At 70.0% G+C, this 23,607-nt stretch carries 16 protein-coding genes; 14 read left to right on the plus strand and 2 right to left on the minus strand.

From position 1 onward, the window contains the following. Positions 1 to 466: 466 nt before the first annotated feature. From ACYQ2W_RS18415 to ACYQ2W_RS18480, 14 genes are all read left to right on the plus strand, one after another. Positions 467 to 1,750 carry an SDR family oxidoreductase gene (locus ACYQ2W_RS18415; protein WP_459870402.1) on the plus strand — a complete coding sequence of 428 codons (1,284 nt, stop codon included), beginning with the start codon at positions 467 to 469 and terminating at the stop codon, positions 1,748 to 1,750. Next, entirely contained in the window at positions 1,750 to 2,220 is a 471-nt protein-coding gene (locus ACYQ2W_RS18420; protein ID WP_459870405.1) for a DUF2269 family protein, read from the plus strand. Before ACYQ2W_RS18415 ends, ACYQ2W_RS18420 begins: the two co-directional genes overlap by 1 nt. Before the next feature lie 12 nt (positions 2,221 to 2,232). Next, entirely contained in the window at positions 2,233 to 2,877 is a 645-nt protein-coding gene (locus ACYQ2W_RS18425; RefSeq protein WP_459870407.1) for a DUF4166 domain-containing protein, read from the plus strand. A 119-nt stretch (positions 2,878 to 2,996) separates the two neighbouring features. Continuing rightward, complete coding sequence (locus tag ACYQ2W_RS18430) at positions 2,997 to 7,058, plus strand: CHAT domain-containing protein (RefSeq protein WP_459870409.1); 4,062 nt, start codon at positions 2,997 to 2,999, stop codon at positions 7,056 to 7,058. A 409-nt stretch (positions 7,059 to 7,467) separates the two neighbouring features. Then, positions 7,468 to 8,145, plus strand: a complete 678-nt coding sequence (locus tag ACYQ2W_RS18435) for a class I SAM-dependent methyltransferase (protein ID WP_459870411.1) — start codon at positions 7,468 to 7,470, stop codon at positions 8,143 to 8,145. 75 nt (positions 8,146 to 8,220) lie between these two features. Then, complete coding sequence (locus ACYQ2W_RS18440) at positions 8,221 to 8,895, plus strand: Fe2+-dependent dioxygenase (protein WP_459870413.1); 675 nt, start codon at positions 8,221 to 8,223, stop codon at positions 8,893 to 8,895. Positions 8,896 to 9,068: 173 nt separating this feature from the next. After that, on the plus strand, positions 9,069 to 11,384 hold the full coding sequence (locus tag ACYQ2W_RS18445) for a S8 family peptidase (RefSeq protein ID WP_459870416.1): 2,316 nt from the start codon (positions 9,069 to 9,071) through the stop codon (positions 11,382 to 11,384). Positions 11,385 to 11,412: 28 nt separating this feature from the next. Further along, positions 11,413 to 12,900, plus strand: coding sequence for a flippase (locus tag ACYQ2W_RS18450; protein WP_459870419.1), 1,488 nt, complete (start codon positions 11,413 to 11,415; stop codon positions 12,898 to 12,900). 145 nt (positions 12,901 to 13,045) lie between these two features. Continuing rightward, the gene (locus ACYQ2W_RS18455) at positions 13,046 to 14,074 is read left to right on the plus strand and encodes a class I SAM-dependent methyltransferase (protein ID WP_459870422.1); all 1,029 of its coding nucleotides are present in this window, start codon (positions 13,046 to 13,048) and stop codon (positions 14,072 to 14,074) included. A 136-nt stretch (positions 14,075 to 14,210) separates the two neighbouring features. Beyond that, complete coding sequence (locus tag ACYQ2W_RS18460) at positions 14,211 to 15,563, plus strand: surface lipoprotein assembly modifier (protein WP_459870425.1); 1,353 nt, start codon at positions 14,211 to 14,213, stop codon at positions 15,561 to 15,563. A gap of 20 nt (positions 15,564 to 15,583) precedes the next feature. Beyond that, on the plus strand, positions 15,584 to 18,505 hold the full coding sequence (locus ACYQ2W_RS18465) for a FecR family protein (protein ID WP_459870428.1): 2,922 nt from the start codon (positions 15,584 to 15,586) through the stop codon (positions 18,503 to 18,505). A 119-nt stretch (positions 18,506 to 18,624) separates the two neighbouring features. Continuing rightward, positions 18,625 to 19,671 carry a glycosyltransferase family 2 protein gene (locus ACYQ2W_RS18470; RefSeq protein WP_459870431.1) on the plus strand — a complete coding sequence of 349 codons (1,047 nt, stop codon included), beginning with the start codon at positions 18,625 to 18,627 and terminating at the stop codon, positions 19,669 to 19,671. Positions 19,672 to 19,696: 25 nt separating this feature from the next. Beyond that, on the plus strand, positions 19,697 to 20,512 hold the full coding sequence (locus tag ACYQ2W_RS18475; protein ID WP_459870435.1) for a glycosyltransferase family protein: 816 nt from the start codon (positions 19,697 to 19,699) through the stop codon (positions 20,510 to 20,512). Continuing rightward, positions 20,497 to 21,492 carry an NAD-dependent epimerase/dehydratase family protein gene (locus ACYQ2W_RS18480; protein ID WP_459870438.1) on the plus strand — a complete coding sequence of 332 codons (996 nt, stop codon included), beginning with the start codon at positions 20,497 to 20,499 and terminating at the stop codon, positions 21,490 to 21,492. The genes ACYQ2W_RS18475 and ACYQ2W_RS18480 overlap by 16 nt, the downstream gene beginning before the upstream one ends. A 98-nt stretch (positions 21,493 to 21,590) precedes the next feature. Here ACYQ2W_RS18480 and ACYQ2W_RS18485 read toward each other — a convergent pair whose 3' ends face one another. Together ACYQ2W_RS18485 and ACYQ2W_RS18490 are read right to left on the minus strand one after the other, a co-directional pair. Further along, positions 21,591 to 22,877 (minus strand): sensor histidine kinase, encoded by a 1,287-nt coding sequence (locus tag ACYQ2W_RS18485; RefSeq protein WP_459870441.1) that lies wholly within the window; start codon positions 22,875 to 22,877, stop codon positions 21,591 to 21,593. Then, positions 22,855 to 23,547: a response regulator transcription factor gene (locus ACYQ2W_RS18490; RefSeq protein ID WP_459870444.1), complete on the minus strand. Its 693-nt coding sequence runs from the start codon at positions 23,545 to 23,547 to the stop codon at positions 22,855 to 22,857. Before ACYQ2W_RS18490 ends, ACYQ2W_RS18485 begins: the two co-directional genes overlap by 23 nt. Between the last annotated feature and the right edge of the window lie 60 nt (positions 23,548 to 23,607).

Genomic DNA, 23,607 nt, shown 5'->3' on the forward strand with positions numbered 1-23,607 from the left:
CCCCTACAGGGACGTAGGGGAGGGGCGTGAGCAGGACGCGGTAAGCCTTGCGCCCTCTTGAGGCAGGGCGGCTGCCCCGGCGAGGGCGCGCCTTGCGGCTGACCGCCCAGCGACTCACTGATGGCCGATTTGTGGGTAAAGGGCAGCGCTAGCGGCCTTTCGGGCGATTGGCGGGTGTAGGTCGGCGCTACCGCACCGACGTGAACGGGGGCAGCGGCCTGTCGCTGTCTCCGTCGGCCCTTCCGAACGGGATGTCCCGCTTGACAAGGGCACCATGGCCGCAGCCCGCTGCCTTCGTTCGCGTCGGCGCGGTAGCGCCGACCTTCCCACTAGAGGGAAAGATTTTTGCATCGTAATTTCTGTAATAACAGAAATTACGGAAATTTATGGTGGTGAATGCCGAAGGAGCGAAGGCGATGGGTCCGGTCGAGCTCTTTTGCACCGTCGGCGAGCGGGAGGTGGTGAGATGCGTGTGTTGATCACCGGTGCGGGCGGTTTCATCGGCGGGCGGCTGGTGCGGGCGCTGCTCGGGGCGGGCCATCAGGTGGTGGCGGGGTGTCGCGATCCGCGGCGGCTGGCGGCCCGCCATCCCGGCGCGGAGCCGTTGGCGGTGGACTTCTCGCGGGACCACGATCCGGCGGCGTGGCGCTCGCGGCTGCGCGGCGTCGATGCGGTGATCAACACTGTGGGGATCATCCGCGAGGGTCGCGGCAGCCGCTTCGATGCGTTGCACCGGGCGGCGCCGGTGGCGCTGTTCGACGCCTGTGTGGCGGCGAAGGTGGGGCGGGTGGTGCAGCTCTCCGCCCTGGGTGCCGACGATTCGGCGCGCAGCCGTTACCACCTGACCAAGCGGGCGGCCGACCGTCACCTCGCCGGGTTGCCGCTGCACTGGACGATCCTCCGTCCCTCCATCGTCTACGGTCCCGGCGCCAAGAGCAGCGAGTTTTTCCGCGCCCTGGCGGCGCTGCCGCTCACCCCGCTGCCCGGCGGCGGTGACGCGCCGCTGCAGCCGATCCACATCGATGACCTGGCGGCGGCGGTGCTTTCCTCGCTTGAAGAAAAGGCGCCGGCCGGAAGGGTGGTCGATCTGGTCGGGCCGCGACCGCTCCCGTTGCGCGAACTGCTCGACGGCTGGCGACGGTGGCTGGGGCTGGGGCCGTTGCGTGGTGTCTCCGTTCCCTACGGGGTGATGGTTCCCGCCGCACGCCTTCTCGGTTTGTTGCCGGGGACGCCCCTGTCGGCGGAGACCGTGGCGATGCTGCGGCGGGGCAACGTTGCCGATCCGCGGCCGATGGTCGAGGCCTTCGGTGTCGCGCCGCGCGATTTTTCGGCGGCGCTGGCGGAGTCCCCGGCGCAGACGGCGGACCGCTGGCACGCCCGGCTCTATCTGCTGCGCCCGTTGCTGCGCTGGAGCCTCGGCCTGCTGTGGCTGTTCACCGCCGCGGTCTCGTTGGGGCTGTATCCGCTGGAGGAGAGTCTGCGGCTCGCCGCGGCCCTCGGCCTGGAGGGGCGCTGGGGGTGGGCCGCCCTCTATGGCGGGGCGCTGCTCGACGGGGCGTTGGGCATTGCGCTGCTGATCGGCTGGCGGGTGCGGGCGGTGGCGTCGGTCCAGATCGGGGCGATGGTTCTCTATTCGGCACTGATCAGCATCGGGCTCCCCGAGTGGTGGCTCCACCCCTTCGGGCCGGTGACCAAGAACCTGCCGCTGATCGTCGCCACCTTGATGCTGATGGTGATGGAGGAGCGGTGATGGAATATCTGATCGTCAAGTGGCTGCACGTCCTCAGCTCGACCCTGCTCTTCGGCACCGGGCTGGGGAGCGCCTTCTACAAGTACTTCGCCGACCGCCGGGGCGAGCCGGTCACCGTTGCCCAGGTCAACCGGTTGGTGGTGTGGGCCGACTGGATCTTCACCACGCCGACGGTGATCGTGCAGCCGCTCAGCGGGCTGCTGCTGGTCCATCTGGCGGGGTTCCCGTTGAGCTCTCCGTGGCTGGTGGTCTCCATCGTGCTCTACCTGATCGCCGGCGCCTGCTGGCTGCCGGTGGTGTGGTTGCAGATCCGCATGCAACGCCTGGCGGAGGAGGCGGTGCGGCGGGGCACGGGGTTGCCCGCCGAGTACCGGCGGCTGGCGCGGATCTGGTTCTGGCTCGGGGTGCCCGCCTTCCTGGCGATGGTGGGGGTCTTTTTCCTGATGGTGGTGAAGCCGTCGTTCGGCTGAAGGGGATATTTCATGGAAGCGGTGATTCAACGGGCGTTGGGCGCGGGCTGGGAGCGGCTGGCACCGGTGGTGCGGCGCCACTACGACCTGCGGGTGGACGGCGAGCGGGCGGCGTCGATCCGCGGGGTGATGGCGGAGGTTCATCACAATCGGGCGGCGCTGCCGTTCCTGTGGTTCGGGCGGCTGTTCGGCGCGCTGGTCCCCTACCGCGGGCGTCAGGTGCCGGTGACGGTGCGCAACTGGGTGGAGGAGGGGAGCCCAGAGGTGATGCGCTGGCATCGGGTGTTCCGTTTTCCGGGGCGGGAGCCTTGGAGTTTCCGTTCCACCATGGAGCATGTGCAGGGTGACGAGATCGTCGAGACCGTCCGCTTCGGGATGGCGATCCGCATGGCGATGAGCGAACGCAACGGCGCGCTGCTGTTCGAGGGGCGGGGGTACCGTTGGCGTATCGGTGGCTTCACCCTCCACCTTCCGGAGTGGCTGATCCTCGGTCACGGTCGCATCGTGGAGGAGGCGCTGTCGGAGACCCGCTTCCGCATCGAATTCGAGATGCGCCACCCGCTGCTCGGGCGCACCTTCGCCTACTCCGGCGAGTTCGAGCTGGAGGAGCCCGCGGGCCCGGCCGGCGCGCGCCTCCCTGAGGGAAACGCTGATTAAATCAGCGCTTCGTTCCGGCCCCATCACCTCATGAGAAAATTTCAATTCACCGAGACGAAGCCAACTTTTTGCGCCGGCCCCCTATACTGCGCACTTCGGACGAATCAAGGAATATCCCGATGCCCGCCCGCTTCGACCTCGTCATCACCGCCCGGCCCGGCAGCCACCGCGCCCAATTCTGCCTCCTCGACGATCAGGGCGTCGAGCTGGCCACCCACACCACCGACTTCGGCGCCATCACCCTCAGCCACCAGCAGGGCCTCTTCGACCTGCGCCGTTACCTGCGGCTCTACGTGGAGGAGGCGCGGCAGGTCGCGGCGGCCGCGGAGATCGGCGTCTGCATCGCCGAGGAGGTGCTGGGCGAGGCGATCTTCGCCCCGCTTTGGCAGCCCGAGCACCAGCGTACGCTACGTATTCAACTGCCCGGCGCCATCGAGGAGGAGAACCCCCTCGCCGCGGCCCTGGCCAGGGTCCCCTGGGAGATCGCCCGGCCCGGTCCCGACGCATCCACCCTGGGCGAGCGCAACCTGCTGGTGCGGGTGGTCCACGACATGGAGGCCCCGGCCACCCGGCCCCTGGCGCTGGAGCCCGACGAGCCGCTGCGGGTGCTCTTCGTCTTCGCCGAGGCGCGCGGCTCCCACCCCCTCGGGATGCGGCAGGAGCGGCGCGAGCTGCAGCGGCTGTTCGAGCAGGAGATCTACCCCGGGCGCCGGGTGGTGGCGGACTTTCTCAGCCACGGCGTCACCCGCGAGCGGCTGAGGGAGCAGATCCTCGAGCAGGGCGGCTACCACATCGTCCACTGGTCGGGCCACGGCCACGTCAACCTATTGGAGCTCGCCGGTTCCGATGGCCGGCCGGATCACCTCTCGGGCGAGGAGCTGCTCAAGCTCTTCACCCAGGCGGGCGGTTTCCTGCCCCGGCTGGTGCTCCTCAGCGCCTGCCACTCCGGCGGCATCGCCCGGGTCACGGACTGGAACACCTTCCTCGCCCTCGCCGAAGGAGCGGAGCTGGATGGGAGCGAGGGCGCGAAGCAGGCCGGCGCCCCCCGCGACCTCGATCTGAAGCCGCAGACCGGCTTCACCGGCATGGCCCACGCCCTGCTCCAGGGGGGCGTGCCGTCAGTCGTGGCGATGCGCTACGCGGTGGGCGACGACTACGCCCGCCACCTCGCCGTGGCGTTCTACCGCACCCTGCTCGCCCACTCCCGGCCCAAGGCGGTGGCCGCCAGCCTCACCCTGGCCCGCAAAGCCCTGCTGGACCATGAAGAGGGCGCCCGTTTCAGCGTCGCCGACCACGCCACCCCGCTGCTCTACGGCGCCGAGCAGCCCGGCCTCCAGCCCATGGCGGGGCGCAGCCCCGCCCTCGATCCCCACGACCCCTGTCTGCACTCAATCGCCGAACTCGCCCCGGCGAGCCACGCCCACTTCGTCGGCCGCACCTGGGAGTTGGCCGGGCTCGGCGCCGGCTTCATCGGCGGCGGGCCCGGCGCGAAGCCGGTGGCGGTGGTCACCGGCCTCGGCGGCATGGGCAAGACCGCGCTGGCCGCCGAGGCCCTGGAGCTCTGGGCGCGACGCTTCCAGTGGGTGCTGCTCTACCAGTCCAAGCCCAATCCGCTGGGGTTCGAGGGCTTCCTGCGCGATGTGCATCTGAAGCTCTATGGCGAACTCGGCCACTACCACGAGCACGTCAAACGGCATCGCGCCGATGCCGTCTACCGCGATGCCGAGGAGGAGTTCACCGGTCCGGGACGGCTGGAGCGGCTGACCCGCAACCTGCTGCGCGCCCTGCGCGACGAGCCGATCTTGATCCTCCTCGACAACTTCGAGACCCAGCTCCAGGCCGAGCCCGTCGGCCCCGCGGACGACCCGCGCTGGTCATGCCGGGAATCTGCCTGGGATCGCTGCCTGGAACGCCTCGCCGACGAACTGGTCGGCAGCGGCTCGCGGGTGCTGGTCACCTCCCGCCGCCCCCTGGCCGCGCTGCCCGAGGCGCGCGCCCATGCCTGCCGCCTCGGCCCCCTGGACCCGGCGGAAGCGGCCCTCTATCTGCGCGCCCACCCCGCCCTGGGCCCGCTGGCCTTCGGCGCGGACGAGGAGCGGCGGCTCGCCCACCGCCTGCTGGAGGCGAGCCGCTTCCACCCCCTGCTCATGGACCGCCTGGCGCGCCTCGCCGCCGCGCCCGAACGGCGGCCGCAACTCCTCCAGGCCCTGGAGGCGCTGGAGCAGGCCCGGGGGAGCCACGACCTGCCGGGCCTCTTCGCCGCGGTGCGTGCGCAGGACGGGGCGGACGAGAGCGGCTACCTGGAGGACGCCCTCCACACCTCCCTCGACCGACTGCTGGAGGACGCCGGCGCCGAGGCGCGGGAGCTGCTGTGGCTGGTTGCGGTGGCCAACGAGCCGGTGGAGCGGTCCTTGCTGGTAGGGGTATGGGGTGGCGAGGGGGTGGAGCAGGGGCGGCTTCGGCAGATCAAGCAGATGGTCGATAGTCTGTCCCAGCTCCCGGCGGAGATGCGTGAGCAGTTGGATGGGTGGTTGACCCCGGAGATTCGCGCCCAACTCGACGCCCTGCCGCCCCCGGCGCGCCCTGACCCCCAGCCCCTGCTGGAGCGCCTCCAGGCCCTGGGGCTGGTGACCTCCCTCGGCGACGGGGAGGAGCCCGCCGCCTACGGCTGTCACGAGTTGGTGCGCGAGCGCATCCGCGCCCGGGTCCTGAACCAGGCCGAGGGGCCGGAGTGGGACGAGGATCGGGCCCGCCTCGCCTACGCCGAGCGACTGGAGACCGCCTTCCACGCCCTGCTCCACCTGGATGGGACCGCCGCCCTGCGGGCCGGCGCCCGCGCCCTGGTCTACTGCATCCAGGCCCGGGCCTGGGGGCGGCTGGGGAATTTTGTCAGTACCCTCGTCACCGGCACCTCCGACCCGCGCCTGCTGGAGGGGCTGATCCCCCACCTGCAGAGCGCCGTGGAGGCCGCGCCGGAGGGCGAGCCGCGCTGGTCCTGCCTCTGCTATCTGGGGGATGCCCTGGAGAGTGCTGGGCAGCCGGACCGCTCCTTGCCCTTCTACGAGCAGGCCGCGGCCCAGGCCCGCGCCGCCGCCGAGGGCGCCTCGGGGGCGATGTCGGTAACCACGTCCGACGCCCCGGTCGAACCAACCCCGGCGCTACGCCAGGCTTGGGCGGACCTAGCCTGGATCACCGGCAACTGGGCGGTTGCGCTCGTACTGAATGGCGACCTGGACGCCGCCCGTCGGCGGCACCTGGAGTCCGCCGAGGCAAACAAGCAGGCGGGCAGGCCATTGATCCATGGAATAGCCCGCGAGCTGGAGGCCCTGCGCGTCGACGTCATGCAGGGCCGGGTGGAGGAGGCCCGGCCGGAGATCGCGTCGCGGCTGGCCCAGGTCGCGGGCTGGTGGCGGCGCGGCCGGGCCGGCGAGCGGCTCCCGGAGGCGCCGGACGCGGAGCCCCTCGCCCGCACCTACATCAGCGCCCTCGATATCGCCCGGGAGGCCGACTATGCGCGCGAGGATTGGTCCGCCGCCCTGGAGCGGCTGGATGCGACGCTGGAGGTCGAACAGGCCCTGCAACGCCCGCCCGAGGAGATCGGCGCAACCCGCTTCAACCGCGCCACTGTGCTGATGCAGCTCCCGGACCGCCTCGCCGAGGCCCGCCGGGAGCTGGAGGCCTGCCTCGCCCTGTTCCAGCACCATCCGGTCTTGCGCGCCAAGATCCTCTCCTCCCTCGCCGACATCTACCACCGCCAGGAGGACTTCGCCCAGGCGCTCACCCAGGAACGCCGCGCCCTGGCCCTGTGCGAGCAGCTCACCGACCCCGCGGACCGCGCCATCTCCCACAACAAACTGGCCAACTACCTGGAGGCCCCGGGCGGCGAGCCCAACCGCGCCGAGTCGGCCCGCCACCGGCTCGCCGCCCTGGCCTATCGTCTCGCCGCCGGGCTGTGGCAGCACCTCCAGGACTCGCTACGCAACTACGCCCGCGTTTTCCGCCGCGCCCGGGCCGAGGGCCAGCCCTCGGCCGTGCCCCGCCTCGCCGAGCTCCTCGCCGACCCTGCCTTCCACCCCCTCGACCAGTGGCTGCGTCAACGCCGTGTGGACCCGGAGGAGCTGCAACAGACCATCGACCAGCTTCTCGAACCGATCCGCCAAGCGGCGGAGAAGGCGGAGTGACCACCTCCGTCCACCAAGGGAGCATCACCGAGCGGCAAGCCCGTGCCTCAGCGAGGAGCCGCTCACCGTGCCGCGCGAACCGCTCCGCCGGGTGCTCCCCGCCTGCCGCGCTTCACTGTAGGAGCGGCCCCTAGGCCGCGATGGCGCCATGTCCGCTCCTGCCACTTGCCAAATCGAGGTGCCTCACTCCGTCGTGATCGCGGCCTAGGGGCCGCTCCTACACTGCTATCGATCGCACCACGTAATTCAGACATGGCCATTTTTTCGCACATACAGCCCCAGGGCTGTATTCCAGCCGATGGCTCGCCATTGAATCCGTGCTTCCTTGATCCGCGATGACGCCGTTTCCGATTCCCTCAACCGTCCGCTATTCGGTACCTTGTCCCTTCCTTAATGCAGGGGATGGCTCATGGTGGACGATGCGGAGGCGGAGATCCTGGCCAGTTGGCGAAGCAACGCCGGCCCGTGGAGCGAGGCGGTGCGCGGGCGGCGGATCGGCTCGCGGGTGCGGGTCACCGACCGGGCGGTGGTGGAGGCGGTACTCGCCGCGGCGCCGCGGCGGGTGCTCGACGTGGGTTGTGGTGAAGGGTGGTTGTGTCGGGCCTTGAGCGGCGCCGGGGTGGAGGCGGTCGGGGTCGACGCGATTCCCGAACTGGTGGCACAGGCGCAGGCGCTGGGGGGCGGGCGGTTCGAGTGCCTCGACTACGCCGCGCTGGCCGCGGGCGGGCGCTTCCCGGTGGCCTTCGACGCGGTGGTCTGCAACTTCTCCCTGTTCGGCGCGGAGTCGGTGGAGCGGCTGCTGGCGGCGCTCCCGGCGATGCTGCGCCCCGGCGGGCGGCTGGTGGTGCAGACCCTCCATCCGCGGGAGGCGTGCGGCGAGGCGCCCTACGCGGACGGCTGGCGGCCCGGCTCCTGGGCTGGTTTCGGGCCGCGTTTCACGGCGCCGGCACCGTGGTATTTCCGCACCCGGGAGAGCTGGCTGGCGCTGTTCGAGCGCTGCGGGCTTCGGCTAGTCGAGGAGCGGGCCCCGCTCGATCCGGCGAGCGGGCGGGCGGCGTCGCTGCTGCTGATCGGCGAGCGCGGGTGAGACTGTCGAGTGGCCTCGGGCCCCCCGGACCACGTACCATCTCCCCCTTCATCCGACCACGAGGACTTGCCCCCCATGATGCTGCACATCCCCGACGTGTTGACCGCCGATGAGGTGGCCTCCTTGCGCCGCGCGCTGGCCAACCAGCAGTTCGTCGACGGCAAGCTGACCGCAGGCTCCGCCGCCGAGAAGGTGAAGAACAACCTGGAGATGGAGCGCGAGAGCCGCAACTACGCCACCATGGCCCAGGCGGTCGGCGGCTGCCTCTACCGCAGCGAGACCTTCCGCAACGCCGCGCTGCCCCACCGCCTCGCCTCGCCGATCTTCGCCCGCTACGTGGAGGGGATGACCTACGGCTTCCACATCGACGACCCGATCATGGGCACCGAGGGTTCGCGCTACCGCACCGACGTCTCCTGCACCGTCTTTCTCTGCGCGCCCGACGAGTACGACGGCGGCGAGCTGGTGATCAAGACCCCCTTCGGCGAGCAGCAGGTGAAGGGGCGTGCCGGCGACATCGTCATCTACCCCTCCGGCAGTCTCCATCAGGTGGCGCCGGTGACCCGCGGCGAGCGGCTGGTGGCGGTGCTGTGGATCCAGAGTCTGGTGCGCGATCCGGAGAAGCGGGCGGTGCTGTGGGACCTCTGCCAGGCCCGCGACAAGCTGCTCAAGGAGGCGCCGGGCGAGGAGACCACCGATCAGGTGGACCACGCCTACATCAACCTGCTGCGGATGTGGAGCGAGCTCTGAGTCGCCCGGCCCCTCATCTCTCCACCTGACTGCTCACCCTATTCGACGGGACTCAACCGCAGATTTCCGCAGATTGGATTGGGAACTCATCTGCGAAAATCTGCGTTAATCTGCGGTTCAATCGGAGGGGCGGGTAGTTGCCTCTCCACTCCCCGTCCATGCGGAGCGACCCTGTGAAACCCAAGATCCTGTTCCGGTGGCTGCTGCCGCTCGGCTTGTTGCCGCTGTGGGCGCCCCCGCTGAGCGCCGGCGACGGCGGGGATGCCGGCGCCTACTGGTACCGGAACGGCCGCCGGGTGGCGCTACAGACGGTGGTCGACGGGCGCAAGGGGGCGTCTGCGCCCACCTACCGCTCGGCCGACGGCGGCGCCCTTCGCCAACCGACCGGGCGGCTCTATCTCTGCGTCCCCGAGGGGTGGGACGAGGCGCGGATCGCCGATCTGGCCGCGCGCTATGGGATGACCGCGGAGGGGGGCACCACGCGGGTCCGCCGCTTCCGGGTGGCGGGGACGGGGCAGGCGCTGAGCGTCGCCAATACCCTGTTCGAGCGGGAGGGGGTGGAGTGTGCCGCGCCCCTCTGGCGCAAGTCGATGCGCCGCCGTTCGCTCAACGATCCGCTGCTCGGCGAGCAGTGGCACCTGGACAACGACGGCTCCCCGGGGGGACGCTCCGGGGCCGACCTGAATGCCTTCGAGGCATGGCGGCAGACCCTCGGGGCGGGGGTGACGGTGGCGGTGGTCGACGATGGTTTGGAGCTGGCCCACCCCGATCTGGCGGGGAACGTGGTGGCCGCCGCCAGCTGGGATTACGTCGATGGCGACGGGGACCCCACCGCCGGCGATCACGGTACCGCGGTGGCGGGCGTCGCCGCGGCGGTGGGCGACAACGGGGCGGGTGGTGCCGGGGTGGCGCCGGCGGCCTCGCTGGTGGGGCTGCGGGTGCTGGACGACGCGGGCGACGCCGACGAGTCCGCGGTGGCCGATGCGTTCGGCGCGAGCGACGCCTCCGTCGCCATCTTCAACAACAGCTGGGGGCCGCCCGACTACGCGGCGGACGCCTTCGAAGGGCCGTCGGCGCTGGAGCTCAGCGCCATGCAGCAGGCGATCCGCGACGGTCGCGGGGGGCTGGGTCAGATCTTCGTCTGGGCCGGCGGCAATGGCGGCACGGACGACAACTCCAATCTCGACGGCTACGCCAACCTCCGCTACACCATCGCGGTGACCGCCTCCACCGACCAGGGCGATGCCGCCGGGTACGCCGAGGAGGGGGCGAACCTGCTGGTCAACGCCCCCTCCAGCGGCGGCGCGCAGCACATCGTCACCACCGACCGCAGCGGATCCTTCGGCTACAACAGCGGTGCCGAGTCCTACGAGGAGGCGGATCTCGCCTACACCCGCCAGTTCGGCGGCACCTCCGCCGCCACTCCCGAGGTCTCCGGCGTGATCGCCCTGATGCTGGCGGCCAACCCGGCGCTGAACTGGCGCGACGTGCAGCAGGTGCTTGCCGCCAGCGCCTTCCACAACGATCCGGCTCACGCCCGTTGGCGCCGGAACGGCGCCGGCTACCGGATCGACGAGCAGTACGGCTTCGGGCGGGTGGATGCCGGCGCGGCGGTGGCCCTGGCAGAGGGGTGGGGGGCCTCGGTGGGCGCGGAGGCCGACACCACGCTGTGGTTGCGCGACGCCTCGCTCGCGATCCCCGACGACGATCCCGAGGGGGTGGAGAGCGCCCTCTTCGTCACCGACCGGGTGCGGGTGGAGTTCGTCGAGGTGACGGTGGACATCACCCACAGCTACTGGGGCGACCTGGCGATCTACCTGACCTCCCCCGCGGGCACCGAGGTGCGTCTGATGACCAGCCGCTACCTGCCGGCGGGGGCCCGCTCGCTCAGCTTCGACCACTGGGTGTTGGGCGATGTCCTTCACCTCGGCGAGGCGGCGCGGGGCCGCTGGACCCTGCGGGTGGTGGACGAGGAGGCGCAGGACCAGGGGGTGCTGGTCTCCTGGGGGATTCGGGTCTACGGGGCGGCGCTGCCGGCGGCGGCCGAGGCGTTGCCGCTGGCCTGCGACGCGGTGCGGCTGGCGGATTCGGCGGCGGTCGCCGGCGCCGTGGTGCGCCTGGGGGCGAGCCGCCATGGCGGGGAGGAGCAGAGCTCCGTCGGCGGACGCTCGACGGAGGACTTCGGCATCCATCTGGCGGTCGCGGCGGCGGGGACGGTGGCGGAGTATCTGGCGGTTGCCGAATACCGGGTGCCGGGCGGGGAGGGCGGTTTCTACCGCTACGACGGCAGCGGTTGGCAGGCGTGGGACGGCGACCCCGAGCGATTGGAGGGCTTCCAGGCGGCGGACCTCCAGGACGGGGGGGCGGGCGCGCTGTTCGGCGGGCGGCTGGCGGCGGGGAGCTATCGGATCTACGGCGGCTACCGCGACGGCAACGGGGCGGTCGCCTACTGCCCGCAGCCGTTGGTGGTGGAGGTGACCGACCCTTGATCGGACCCCCTGGCATCGGGGGCGGGCGATGAGCCGCCAGACGGTGCGGAGCGGGCGGCGGCTCGGCCGCGGCGTGGCGTGGAACCTGCTGGGCTACGGGGCGCCGTTGGCGGTGGGGGTGCTCGCCATGCCGCCGCTGGTGGCCGGGCTCGGGGTCGAGCGCTTCGGGCTGCTCGCCATGGCGTGGGTGGTGGTCGGCTACTTCAGCGTCTTCGATCTGGGGCTGGGGCGCGCCCTGACCAAGCTGGCGGCGGAGTGGCTCGCCACCCTGGAGGGGGATCCGGCGCGGCCGCAGCGGATGGCGGCGCTGATCTGGACGGCGTTGAGCGCGATGGCCGCCCTCGGCGTGGCCGGCGCGCTGCTGCTGCTCCCCTGCGGCGAGTGGCTGGTGGGGGCGGCGCTCAACCTGCCCGCGCCGTTGCGCGCGGAGGCCTCTGCCGCCTTTCCGCTGCTGGTGGCGACCGTTCCCCTGGTGATCCTCACCACCGGCCTGCGCGGCGTGCTGGAGGGGTATCACTACTTCGGGCTCTCCAACCTCTTGCGGGTGCCGACCGGACTGCTGCTCTTTCTCGCGCCGCTGGCGGTGTTGCCCTTCTCCGACGCGCTGCCGGCGGCGATCGCCGCCCTGCTGGTCGCCCGCCTGATCGCCACCGCCGCCCACCTCGCGGTGGTGCTGTGGGCGGTGCCGGAGACCCGCCTCGGGTTCCGTTTCGAGCGGGCGGTGCTGCGCCGGCTGGCGGGGTTCGGCGGCTGGATGACGGTGAGCAACGTGGTCGGGCCGCTGATGGTCTACCTCGACCGCTTCGTCATCGGCGCCGTGGCGACCCTGGCGGCGGTTACCTTCTACGTCACCCCCTACGAGGTGGTGACCCGCCTGCTGGTGATCCCGGCGGCGGTGATCGGGGTGCTCTTCCCCGCCTTCAGCGCCGAGCTGGCGAGCGACCGGTCGCGCGCCGCCCGACTCTATGGGCGCGCCCTCGACGGGGTCTTCCTGCTGCTCTTCCCGCTCACCCTGGGGATCGCCGCCTTCGCCCCGGAGGGGCTCGCCCTGTGGCTCGGCGGGGAGTTCCCCCAGCGTAGCGCCGGGGTGGTGCAGTGGCTGGCGCTCGGGGTGCTGTTGAACGGGCTGGCCAACGTCCCCTTCGCCCTGGTGCAGGGGGCCGGACGGGCCGATCTGACCGCCCGGCTCCACCTGCTGGAGCTGCCGCTCTACCTGCCGCTGTTGTGGACGGCGGTGGCGCGCTGGGGGATCGACGGGGCCGCCGCCGCATGGACCCTGCGGGTGGCGGTCGATCTGCTGGCGATGCTCGCGCTCGCCGGGCGCGTCCACCGCGAGGGGGCCGGAGAGGGGCGCCGGGCGATGGTCGCGGCGCTGCTGGCGGTGTTGGCGTGGGGTGCGTTGACGTCGCTGGAGTCGGTGGGCGCGCGGGGTGGGCTGCTGCTGGCGGCGCTTTTGGCGGCGGCGTACCATGGCCGGTCGATCCTGCTGGACCTCCTCAGAGGGTCCGGGAAGTAGGGCGGATTTGCGTTGGCGCGATCTGCTGGATCGGAGCCGACTGCGGCGAAGGTGCCCTCGTTCCTGGCGGATTACGCTACGCCAATCCGCCCTGCGGCGCGGCGATTTCATGATTAGACGATGCTGACTTGGAACCCGATTGTCGATGGAACCATTGCAACCCCCTCCCCGTGAAGTCACCCACTGCCCCGCCTGCGGCGCGCCGGGCGAGCGGCTCCACAGCGGGCTGCGCGATCGCCTCTTCGGCGCCCCCGGCGAGTGGGGGACCCGCCGTTGCAGCGCGCCCGCCTGCGGTCTCCATTGGATCGATCCGATGCCCGATCCGCTGACCTTGGGGGAGCTCTATGCCAACTATTACACCCATGGGGAGGGTGGAGACGAAGAGGTGGAGACGGGCGTGCGCGGACTCTATCGCCGCCTGGAGGCGGGCTACCAGGCAACGCGCTGGGGCTACCCCGCCGGCTGGGCGGCCCGTTGTGCCGGGGCGCTGCTCTACCTCCATCCGGGGCGGCGCGCCGGGGCCGACACACGGGTGATGTACCTGCCCGCCCGGGCGGACGGCGCGCTGCTCGAGGTGGGCGCCGGGGATGGTTCGGCGCTGCGGCGCATGGCGCGGCTCGGGTGGCAGGTGGAGGGGGTCGACTTCGACCCCGCCGCGGTGGCCGCCGCTCGCGCCAAGGGGGTCGACGTCCGGCTTGGTGACCTCGCCGCCCAGGACTACGAGGAGGGGCGTTTCGACGCCCTGACCATGGTCCACGTGATCGAACATGTGCCCGATCCCTGGGCGTTGCTGACCGAGGCGCGGCGGGTGTTGCGTCCCGGCGGCCGGCTGGTGCTCCTCACCCCCAATCCATCGGCCTTCGGCCACCGTCTGTTCGGTGCCGATTGGCGAGGGCTGGAGCCGCCGCGCCACCTCCACCTGTTTCCGCCGCGGGCCCTTGCCGAGGCCGCCCGGCAGGCCGGTTTCTCGCAGGTCCGCTGCCAGGCGGTGCCGCGGGCCCGCGGCATCCTGGTGGCGAGCCGGATGCTGCGTGAGGCGGGGCGGGTGGATCCGTTGCACGGGCCCACCCCCACCCAGCGGCTGTGGGCCGAGGGGATGGAGTGGCTGGAGTGGTTGTTCGGCTGGTGGTCGCCGGAGGTGGGGGAGGAGTGCGTGTTGATTGCGCAGCGGTGACGGTGCCGAAAAGAGATCCCGGATTTTCAGATGGACGGGGTACCGATCGTGGGATGGGAACCCCGGGTTTGCGTCCTCCAGCGCTTTAGAATAATCTGAGATAACCACGCCAGATCAACGCGAATTCGGTACCCTTATGATTAAAAGAACCGCCGCCCCTCGCCGCTGGTTGACGGCCCTGGTCCTCGCCTCCGCCGTCGGCACTTCCCATGCCTCCCCCGAGCTTCTCTCCCAGGCCCGCGAGCTGATGGCGGCCGGTCAGGCGGATGCGGCCTACCAATTGCTGGTGGCCGAGGAGGCCACTCGGGCCGGCGAGCTGGAATTCGACTATCTGTTGGGGATCGCGGCCCTCGACGCCGGCCATCCGGAGATGGCGACCCTCTCCCTGGAGCGGGTGCTCGCGGTCAACCCGCGCCACGCCGGCGCCCGCCTGGACCTCGGGCGCGCCTGGTTTGCCATGGGCGACCTGGATCGCGCCGAGACCGAACTGCGTGCCGTCCAGGGGTTGAATCCGCCGGCCGCGGCGAGCCGCGCCGTGACTCGTTACCTGGCGGCCATCGAGCAGCGCCGTGCCGAAGAGATCGCCTTGCGCACCGGGCCCCAGTGGTCGGGGTATCTCGCCGCCGGCTTCGGCTACGACAGCAACGTCAACAACTCCACCGACCAGTCCACTATCTTCGCGCCGCTGTTCGGCGTCAATCTCCAGCTGTCGGCGACCAACGTGGAGAGTGACGACGGCTTCTTCACCCTGGCGGGTGGCGGTCAGGTGACCTATCCGTTGCGCGAAGGGTTGAAGTTCTACGCCGGTGCCGATGCCGAACGGCGCAACCTGTTCAGCGAGCACACCTTCGATACCGGCTCCGTCAGCGGCCGGGTCGGACTGGAGCTCAGCGAAGGGAACGAGGTCTTCCGGCTCGGCCTGGACGGCGGACGCTACTACCAGGACGATCGCCTCAACCGCGATCTCGCGGGCATCAGTGCCGAGTGGCGCCACAGCGTCGACGCCGACAACCTGCTGGCGTTTTCCGCCCAGTACGCCGCGGTGCGCTACGACGACGCCGTGCTCGCCACCAACGACATCGATCAGAGCGTGATCGGTGCCTCCTGGCTCCACGCCCTCGGCGGCAGCGACGGCAAGACCATCCTCTTCGCCAACCTCTACGGGGGGCGGGAGGACGACACGAATAGTCGTGCCGACGGCAACAAGGACCTGCTGGGTGGGCGGATCGGCATTCAGCACAGCTACAGCGACGACCTCAGCGCCTTCGCCAGCCTCGGATTGCAGGAAGGCGACTACGACCGGAGGAACCTGATCTTCCTCACCACCCGGGAGGATCAGATGGCGGACCTGCGCGCCGGCTTCGACTGGGGCTTCAAGCCCGACTGGAGCCTGCTCGGGCAGATCGCCTATACCCGGAACGACTCCAACATCCAGATCTACGAATACGACCGCGCGGAGCTTTCGCTGACCGTGCGGCGCGATTTCTGATCTCCTGCGGGTAGCGGACCATGAACAGAGACCAGCGCCGATTTTCCATTCCCGGCCTCCACGCCGGGCTGTTCCTCACCTTGTTGGCGGTGGTGCTTGGCGCACCGGTCCAGGCCTGGGCCGCGGCGGGCAAGATCCTCTTCGCCCGCGGCGACGTGCGGGTGATCGACGCCCAGGGGGGCGAACGGACACCCGCCCGTGGCGGTTCCCTGGAGGAGGGGGATACGGTGATCACCGGCGCCAGCTCCTCGCTCCACGCCCGCATGGCCGACGGCGGATTTCTCGCGGTGCGTGCCGACACCCGCATGCGCATCGACGTCTTCCAGTACGAGGGCCAGGAGGATGGCACCGAGAAGAGCTTCTTCTCGCTGCTGAAGGGCGGCTTCCGCGCCATCACCGGCGCCATCGGCCGCACCCACAAGGAGAACGTGCGGATCTCCACGCCGGTGGCCACCATCGGTATTCGCGGTACCGACCACGAACCGTTCTACGTGCCCCCCGGCGGTGCGGGTCAGGGTGACGGGCAGCCGGCCACCGGTGCCTACGACAAGGTCAACTCCGGATCGACGGTGATCCAGAACGAGGTGGGTCAGCAGGTGATCGGCGCCGGCCAGGTCGGTTTCGTGTCGAGCCCGGGGGCCCAGCCCACCCTGCTGCCGCAACTCCCGTCGTTCTACCAGCAGCCGGCCGGCGGTGACGCGCAGCAGGGTGATCAGCAGGAGGGTGATCAGCAGGAGGGACAGGACGGCCAGGGAGGGGAAGGGCAGGAGCAGCAAGGACAGCAGGATCAACAAGAGCAGCAGGACCAGGGTGGTGAGGACGGCCAGGGAGGTGACGTCGGTTCGGGGGATGGAGTTCGGGGCCCAGCTGCTGGACAGGGGGGCGACGAGGGCGCTCCCGGGTCCACCGGCAGCAACGAGGTGACGACTACCATCACAGGCTCCACCGACAACCAGGAGGTGGTGGACTTCACCTCCCAGAGAGTGACCGATTCCGACGGGCAGACCTCCGACGTGGACGAGCAGGGCGCGACGCCGACCGCAACGCCTACGCCGACTGCAACGCCCACACCGACGCCGACCGTGACGCCGACCCCTACCGTGACGCCGACCCCTACCGTGACGCCGACGCCGACCGCGACGCCGACGCCGACCGCGACGCCGACCCCTACCGCGACGCCGACCCCTACCGCGACGCCGACGCCGACCGTGACGCCGACGCCGACCGTGACGCCGACCCCCACCGCGACGCCGACGCCGACCGTGACGCCGACCCCCACCGCGACGCCGACGCCGACCGTGACGCCGACCCCTACCGTGACACCGACGCCGACCGTGACGCCGACCCCCACCGTGACGCCGACGCCGACCGCGACGCCGACGCCGGCTCCGGAGCCCGATCGGACTGCAGTGCCTTACACTGCAGGTGTGGTGGGTACGGTCGCCTTCACCGGGAACAACGTCCGTGATTTCGTCGCCGACGAAGCGGAGGTCTCGACCGACCTGTTCGGCAGCTTCACCAGTTGGAGCAGCAGCACACCGCAGGGGACGGTGGGGCTGGCGGTGGTCAACCCCGGGCGGTCGAGCGTTTCGGGAGGTGACAACGCCAACGGTGTCACCTATGGGAGCCGGCTGGCGGACGGCGTGGAGGAGAACTATATCGACGCGAACGGTACCGTGATCAACCGCACCTACGCCCTCGACGGGTCGCGGGTCCAGTGGATTCTCGGGCCGACGCCGAACCCCGGTTATCTCTCGCAGATCCTGACCGGCACGGTGAACTACAATCTGGTCGGCGCTTCCGATCCGACCGACCTGAGCGGGGTGACCGGTACCCTCAACAGTGCCTCGCTGACCGCCAACTTCACCAAGCAGTCGGTGAGCGTCGCCGTCGACGCGACGGTAAGTGACTCCAACTGGAGGGCGAGTCTTGTCGACTATCCGCTGAGCTCAGCGGGCTTCACCGCGATCAGTTGCCAGAGCTGCAACAACCCGGACGAGCTCTCGGTCACCCGCAATGGATCTGCGGCATATGGTTCCATGAGCGGGGCGCTCACCGGAGCGGGTCTCAACGGCGCGGTGCTCGCCTACGACCTCCGCCAGACCAGCGCGACCCCCGGAACGCAGGTGGCAGTGGATGGTGTGGCGTCGTTCGCCGCCGCGACGACCAACAACACCGCTACTCCCTTCCGCCAGGTGGCATTGGCGGCCCCCGGCCTGATGGCCTCCGGCAGCGGCGCCTTCGGTGGGGTGATCTTTCAGCACAACAACGCCGGTCGGGTCGAAACCGATGCCGATGGTCAGGTGACCGGTCTTGACGTGACGCCGCTCGCCCTCGGCGAACGAAACGGCGGAGTGGCCCCGCTGCACCTCTCGATCGGCGGCTCCGCCGTGGTCGACGGGGGACGGGACCCGGTCACCGGGGTGGTCTGGGGGCGTTGGAGCGGTACGGCCTACACCTCCTCCAACCGGATCGACGGTGTCGGTGCGTCGGTGAGCAACGTCGCCGGGATGCACTACGTGATGGGGCCGGAACTTACCGCGCCGATGGCGTTGCCGGTTTCCGGCACCTACTCCTACAATCTATTCGGCAACACCTCTCCGACCGACCAAAACGGTGTCACCGGTACCCTCAACAGCGCCACCCTCAACGCGAACTTTACCGCCATGACGGTGAGTACCGGGGTCAACGTCACCGTCTCCGGGGCGACGCTCGATGCCCTGGCCAGTAACGTCAAGATCCAGAACCATGGCCGTTTCCACGTCGATCAGACGAGCGTCAATCCACTCACCGTCTCCTGCAGCGGCGCCGGGTGCGGTAGTGCCAACGCCGGCGTGATCAGCGGCGGCTTTACCGGTGCCACGGGAGCCGGCGCGGGCCTGGTCTATATGTTGGAATCGAATCAGATCAAGGTCAGCGGAGCTGCGGCGTTCCGCCGTTAAGGCTCTGAACCCGTCAATACTTCATTGGCAGCCCCCTTGTGTGGGATCGATCGCTGTTGCGAGGCGCGGACGCTGAGACCGCGCCTCCTTTTTTTCCCTCGGTGGCGTTCGGAATGGTGATGAACCAGACGTTGGTTGGCGATGCGAGTCCGGTACAGGTGGTGATGGCCACCTACAACGGTGGCCGTTTCATCGGCGAGCAGTTGGAGAGTCTGCGCCGGCAGAGTTATCGCGACTGGGTTTTGTGGGTGCGCGATGACGGTTCCACCGACGATACCCTGGAAGTGGTGCGGCGCCACGGGGAGGAGGACTCGCGAATCCGGCTGCTTGATGATCGGCTCGGCAACCAGGGTCCCGCCGGAAATTTCAACGCCCTGCTCGCCCACGCCCACGCGCGTGGCGCACGGTACGTCTTCCTCGCCGATCAGGATGACATCTGGTCCCACGACAAGATGGAACGTCAGTTGGCCCTGCTGCGCGAACGCGAGGGGGATGAGGGCTCAACGACCATTCCACGTCTGATGTATAGCGATCTGGAGGTGGTCGATCGCGATATGAAGCGCATCCACCGTTCTTTCATGCGCTTCGAGATGCTGCGCCATGAGACCAACCCCCTGCCCGTGCTACTGACCCAGAATTTCGTCACCGGTTGCACGATGCTGGTCAATCGGGCGCTGCTCGAGGTGGCCCTGCCGATTCCTCCCAGAGTGATGATGCACGACTGGTGGCTGGCCCTGTGCGCCGCCGCCAGCGGTCGTCTCCACCACCTGCCCGAGCAGACCGTCCGCTATCGCCAGCACGGCGGCAATCAGGTGGGGGCGCAGGGCTATTGGCGACGCCTGATTCCCTTCTACATCCTGTTTGGGCGTCGGCGCGGAATGCGGGTGGGAAACTTCGTCCGCACGGTCTGTCAGGCCCAGGCGCTGTTGCGCCGGCTCGACGAATGCGGTACGGCCGCGGGGGATGCGCGGCGCTCCCTGGTGGAGGCGTATTGCGAGCTATTCGAGGTGCCGATGCACGGCATGGTTCGCGCCCGCCGCGTCTTCGCTCTGGGCATCCACCGCCAGGGAGTCCCTCGCCAGATACTGCTCTATGTTCAGGCGGTCATGTGGGCGAGGAAGTCCCGGCAGATGAAGCGGGAGGGGGGCGCCCGTCGCCTCTGTTGAGACGATGGTCAGTGATTCATGCGGGTTGACGGTCTCTCTGGTCACCTACCATCCCGACCTGGAGTTGCTCGGACGGGTGCTCGTTGCGCTGACGGAGGCGGCCGATCGTGCGGTGGCGGCCGGGGTGGTGGAGCGGGTGGGGCTGGTGCTGGTGGACAATGGCCCCGGCGATCATTGGTGTGAGGCGCTGGAGCGTTTGGGGCGCCATTGGCCGCAGCGGCTCGGTGAGTTTCTCCTGCTCTCCGGCCAAGGCAACGTCGGCTATGGCGGGGGGCACAACCTCGCCTCTTTCGCCGCTCCCGGCGATTATCATCTGGTACTCAATCCGGACGTGCTGATGGAGCCTGAAGCGTTGGTCGAGGGGGTGCGCCTGCTCCTGCGGCGCGCCGACGTCGGGCTGGTGGTCCCGCTGGTGATCGACGATGCGGGTTGTACCGGACACCTCTGCAAGCAGAGTCCCACGGTATGGGACCTCTTCCTGCGCGGGTTCGCCCCTGCCGCGCTGCGCCGACGTTTTGCCGCGCGGCTGGCGCGCTACACCCTGGCGGATCTCCCGTTGGAACGGCCGGTGTTCGGCCCGCCGGTGGTGAGTGGCTGTTTCATGCTGCTGCGTGGTGCCACGCTGCGTGCCGTTGGCGGTTTCGATGAGCGATTCTTTCTCTATTTCGAGGACTTCGACCTGAGTCGGCGGATTGCCCGCCTCTCCCAGGTGGTGTTGCTGCCGGATATGCGGATCCGCCACTTCGGCGGGGGGGCGGCCCGCAAGGGGGGCGCCCACATCCGTATGTTCGTCACTTCCGCCTGGCGCTATTTCGGCAAGCACGGGTGGCGTTGGTGGTAGGGCAGGCGCCGCTCGCCGTCGTCACCGGGGCCACCGGCTTCATTGGGCGCTGTCTCTGTGGGCGGCTGCGCGAGCGGGGATACCGCGTGCGGGCGTTGTTGCGGCGCCCCCCGGCCGCGGCCGAATGCCCGCCGTGGGACGAGTGGGTATGTGGGCGGTTGGGCGAAGGGATGCTCCCGGCGGGAATGATGGAGGGGGCCGACGTCGTCTTCCACCTCGCGGGAATCGCTCACGCATTTCCCCGGGGGAGCGAGTTCGATGACCTCTACTTCTCCGTCAACGTCGAGGGGAGCGAGGCGGTGGCTACCGCCGCCGCCGCCGCCGGGGTGCGGCGGCTGATCTATTTCAGTTCGATCAAGGCGGTGGCCGAACCGGGGGCGCGCTGTGTCGATGAGGCTTGGGATGCCCCTCCGCCGGAGTCGGACCTCTATGGGCGTTCCAAGCGCGAGGCGGAGCGGCGGCTGATGGTGATCGCCGCGGAGACGGCAATGGAGGTCTGTGCGTTGCGCCCGACACTGGTCTACGGTCCGGGGGCGAAGGGGAACCTGGAGCGGATGCGCCGGGAGATCCGGCGGGGCCGTTTCCCGCCACTGCCCGAGACCGGTAACCGTCGCTCGATGGTCCACCTGGAAGATCTGGTGGAGGCGGCGATGCTGGCCGCCCGCCATCCCGCCGCCGCGGGACGTACCTACATCGTCAGTGACGGCCACGACTACTCCACCCGCCAGTTGTACGAGGCGATGTGCCTCGCCCTCGGGCGCACGCCGCCGCGTTGGGCCCTTCCCGCCTGGCTGCTGCGCCTGGCCGGCGGGGTGGGGGAGGGAGTGGGGCGGCTGGCGGGACGCAGGATGCCGATCGATGCGGCGGCGGTGGAACGGCTGCTGGGCTCGGCCTGTTTCCGCAACGAGCGCATCGTCCGCGAGTTGGGTTTTTCTCCGCGATTCGAATTGATCTCCTCGCTAGGAGGCTGTCGAACTTAGGGGGATCGAGCTGCGGGAGTGGGAGAACGGTCCCAATTTTTCGGAAATTTGAGGAGAATAGTGAGCTATTTGACGAGAATTTCCAGAAAAGGGCAGGTCTAGCCGGCGGCCGATCGCATTCGATCGGGGTCGGTGAAGGTGACGGTCACCCGGTGGCCGTGGGGCTCCCGCTCGTTGCGGTAGGGCCAGCCGAGGCGCTCGGTGAGCTGGGCGGTGAGGCGCAGGCCGAGGCCGAAGCCGAGGTCGCTCTCCTCGCCGTTCTCCCCGTGGTTGATGATGACCACCTCGGCGCCCCGCTGGCGGATCGCCACCTCGCCCTCCCAGGTGTGTTGGAAGGCGTTGCGGACCAGATTGCCGAGGACGATCCGCGCCGCGGTCTCCGGCAGCTCAGCGCGGTAGGGTTCGCTCTCCACCTCCAGTTCCACCGCCTTCCCTTCCAGCAGATAGCGCAGCTCCTCCACCTGCCGGCGGAGCAGCCCGTCCAGCGCCACCGGCCGCCGTGCCGGTGGCGCCTCCCCCTCGCGGCTCAGCCAAAGCAGGGTCTCGGTGAGGCTCTGCATGGTCAGGCTGGCGCGGTCGATGCGCTCGATCGCCGCCGCCCGCCGCGGATCTCCCTCCTCACCCAACCGGCCGATCAGCTCGACGTTGTTGCGGATCACGCTGATCGGCGTGCGCAGCTCGTGGCTGGTGTGGCGCAGGAAGCGCTGCTCGCGCTCCAGCCCCTGCTGCAGCGAGGAGAGACTGTCGCGGATCAGCGCCGCCAGCTCGTTGAGTTCGGGATAGGCGAAGTCGGGCGGCGGCGCCTTCAGCCGCTCGCCGTCGAGGTCGCGGGTCCACGCCCGCAGCTCGGCCACCGGACGGGCGACGCGCCGCTCCAGCCGCCAGATGACCAGGGCGAAGAGCAGCACGATGGCGGCGCCGGCGGCGAGCAGCAGCCGGCGGCTCTGGTGGAGGTTGTGGCGGATGATCCGCGGGGCGCTTTCCGCGCTCTTGGTCTCGACCGCGAACAGCGTCTCGCCGTGGCGGTGGATGCGCATCGCGAAGTAGATCCGGTTCGGGTGTTCGAACCAGCCGGAGGGGTCGCGCACGTAGAGCGTGCCGGGTTGTGCCGGCGGTGCATCGTAGACCGCGCGGATCTCCGCCGGCATCGCCTCCCAGCGGTGGGCGTAGCGGTAGCCGCGGTACTCACCGCCCTCCGGGCGTTGCGCCACGGGGGTGGCGTCGAGGAATTCGCCCATCGCCCGCTCCATCTCGGCGGCGACGAAGCTGTCCATGCCGCGGTAGAAGAAGTGGACGCTGAGCACCGAATAGCCAACCACCAGTACCGCCGCCAGCGAAAGGAAGGCCAGCGCCAGGAACCATTTAAGGCTGAGCGGGCGTTTCATCATGTTCGCTCCGCAGGGCGAAGCCGTAACCGGGAACGGTATGCAGCAGCGGCTCGCCGAAGGGGCCGTCGAGCGCCTTGCGCAGGTGGTGCAGGTGCACCTTGAGGGCGTTGCTGTCGGGCGGCTCGTCGCCCCACAGCGCCTGCTCCAGGGCGCGCCGCGGCAGCGCGGCCGGTGCCGCGCGCAGCAGCGCCTCCAGCAGTCGCCAGCCGCTCGGCGAGAGTTTCAACGGGGTACCGTCGCGGCTCGCCCGGCGGGCATCCAGGTCCATCTCCAGACCGACGTAGCGCAGGCGCCGCGCCTGGCCGCTGCGCCGCCGCGCCAGGGCGTGGATGCGCGCGGCCAGCTCGCGCAGCTCGAACGGCTTGACCAGATAGTCGTCGGCGCCGGCATCGAACCCCTCCACCTTGTCGTCGAGGCGGTCGCGGGCGGTGAGCATCAGCAGCGGGGTGTCGTTGCCGTCGCTGCGCGCCTGCCGGCACAGGGCGATCCCGTCGAGGCGCGGCAGGTTGAGGTCGAGCAGCACCACGTCGTAGCGCTCGTGGCGCAGCCGCTCCAGCCCGGCCACGCCGTTGCCGGCGTGGTCGCAGCGGATCGCCTCCAGCTCCAGATACTCGATCACGGTCCGGGCGAGATCGAGATCGTCCTCGACGAGCAGTACGGTCAACATGGTTGCGGTTTTTCGTCCTCGCGCGGGTGGAGGCGGCGGAGGCGTTGCCTGTCCGTTCCC

It is taken from the genome of Endothiovibrio diazotrophicus (assembly GCF_054657215.1).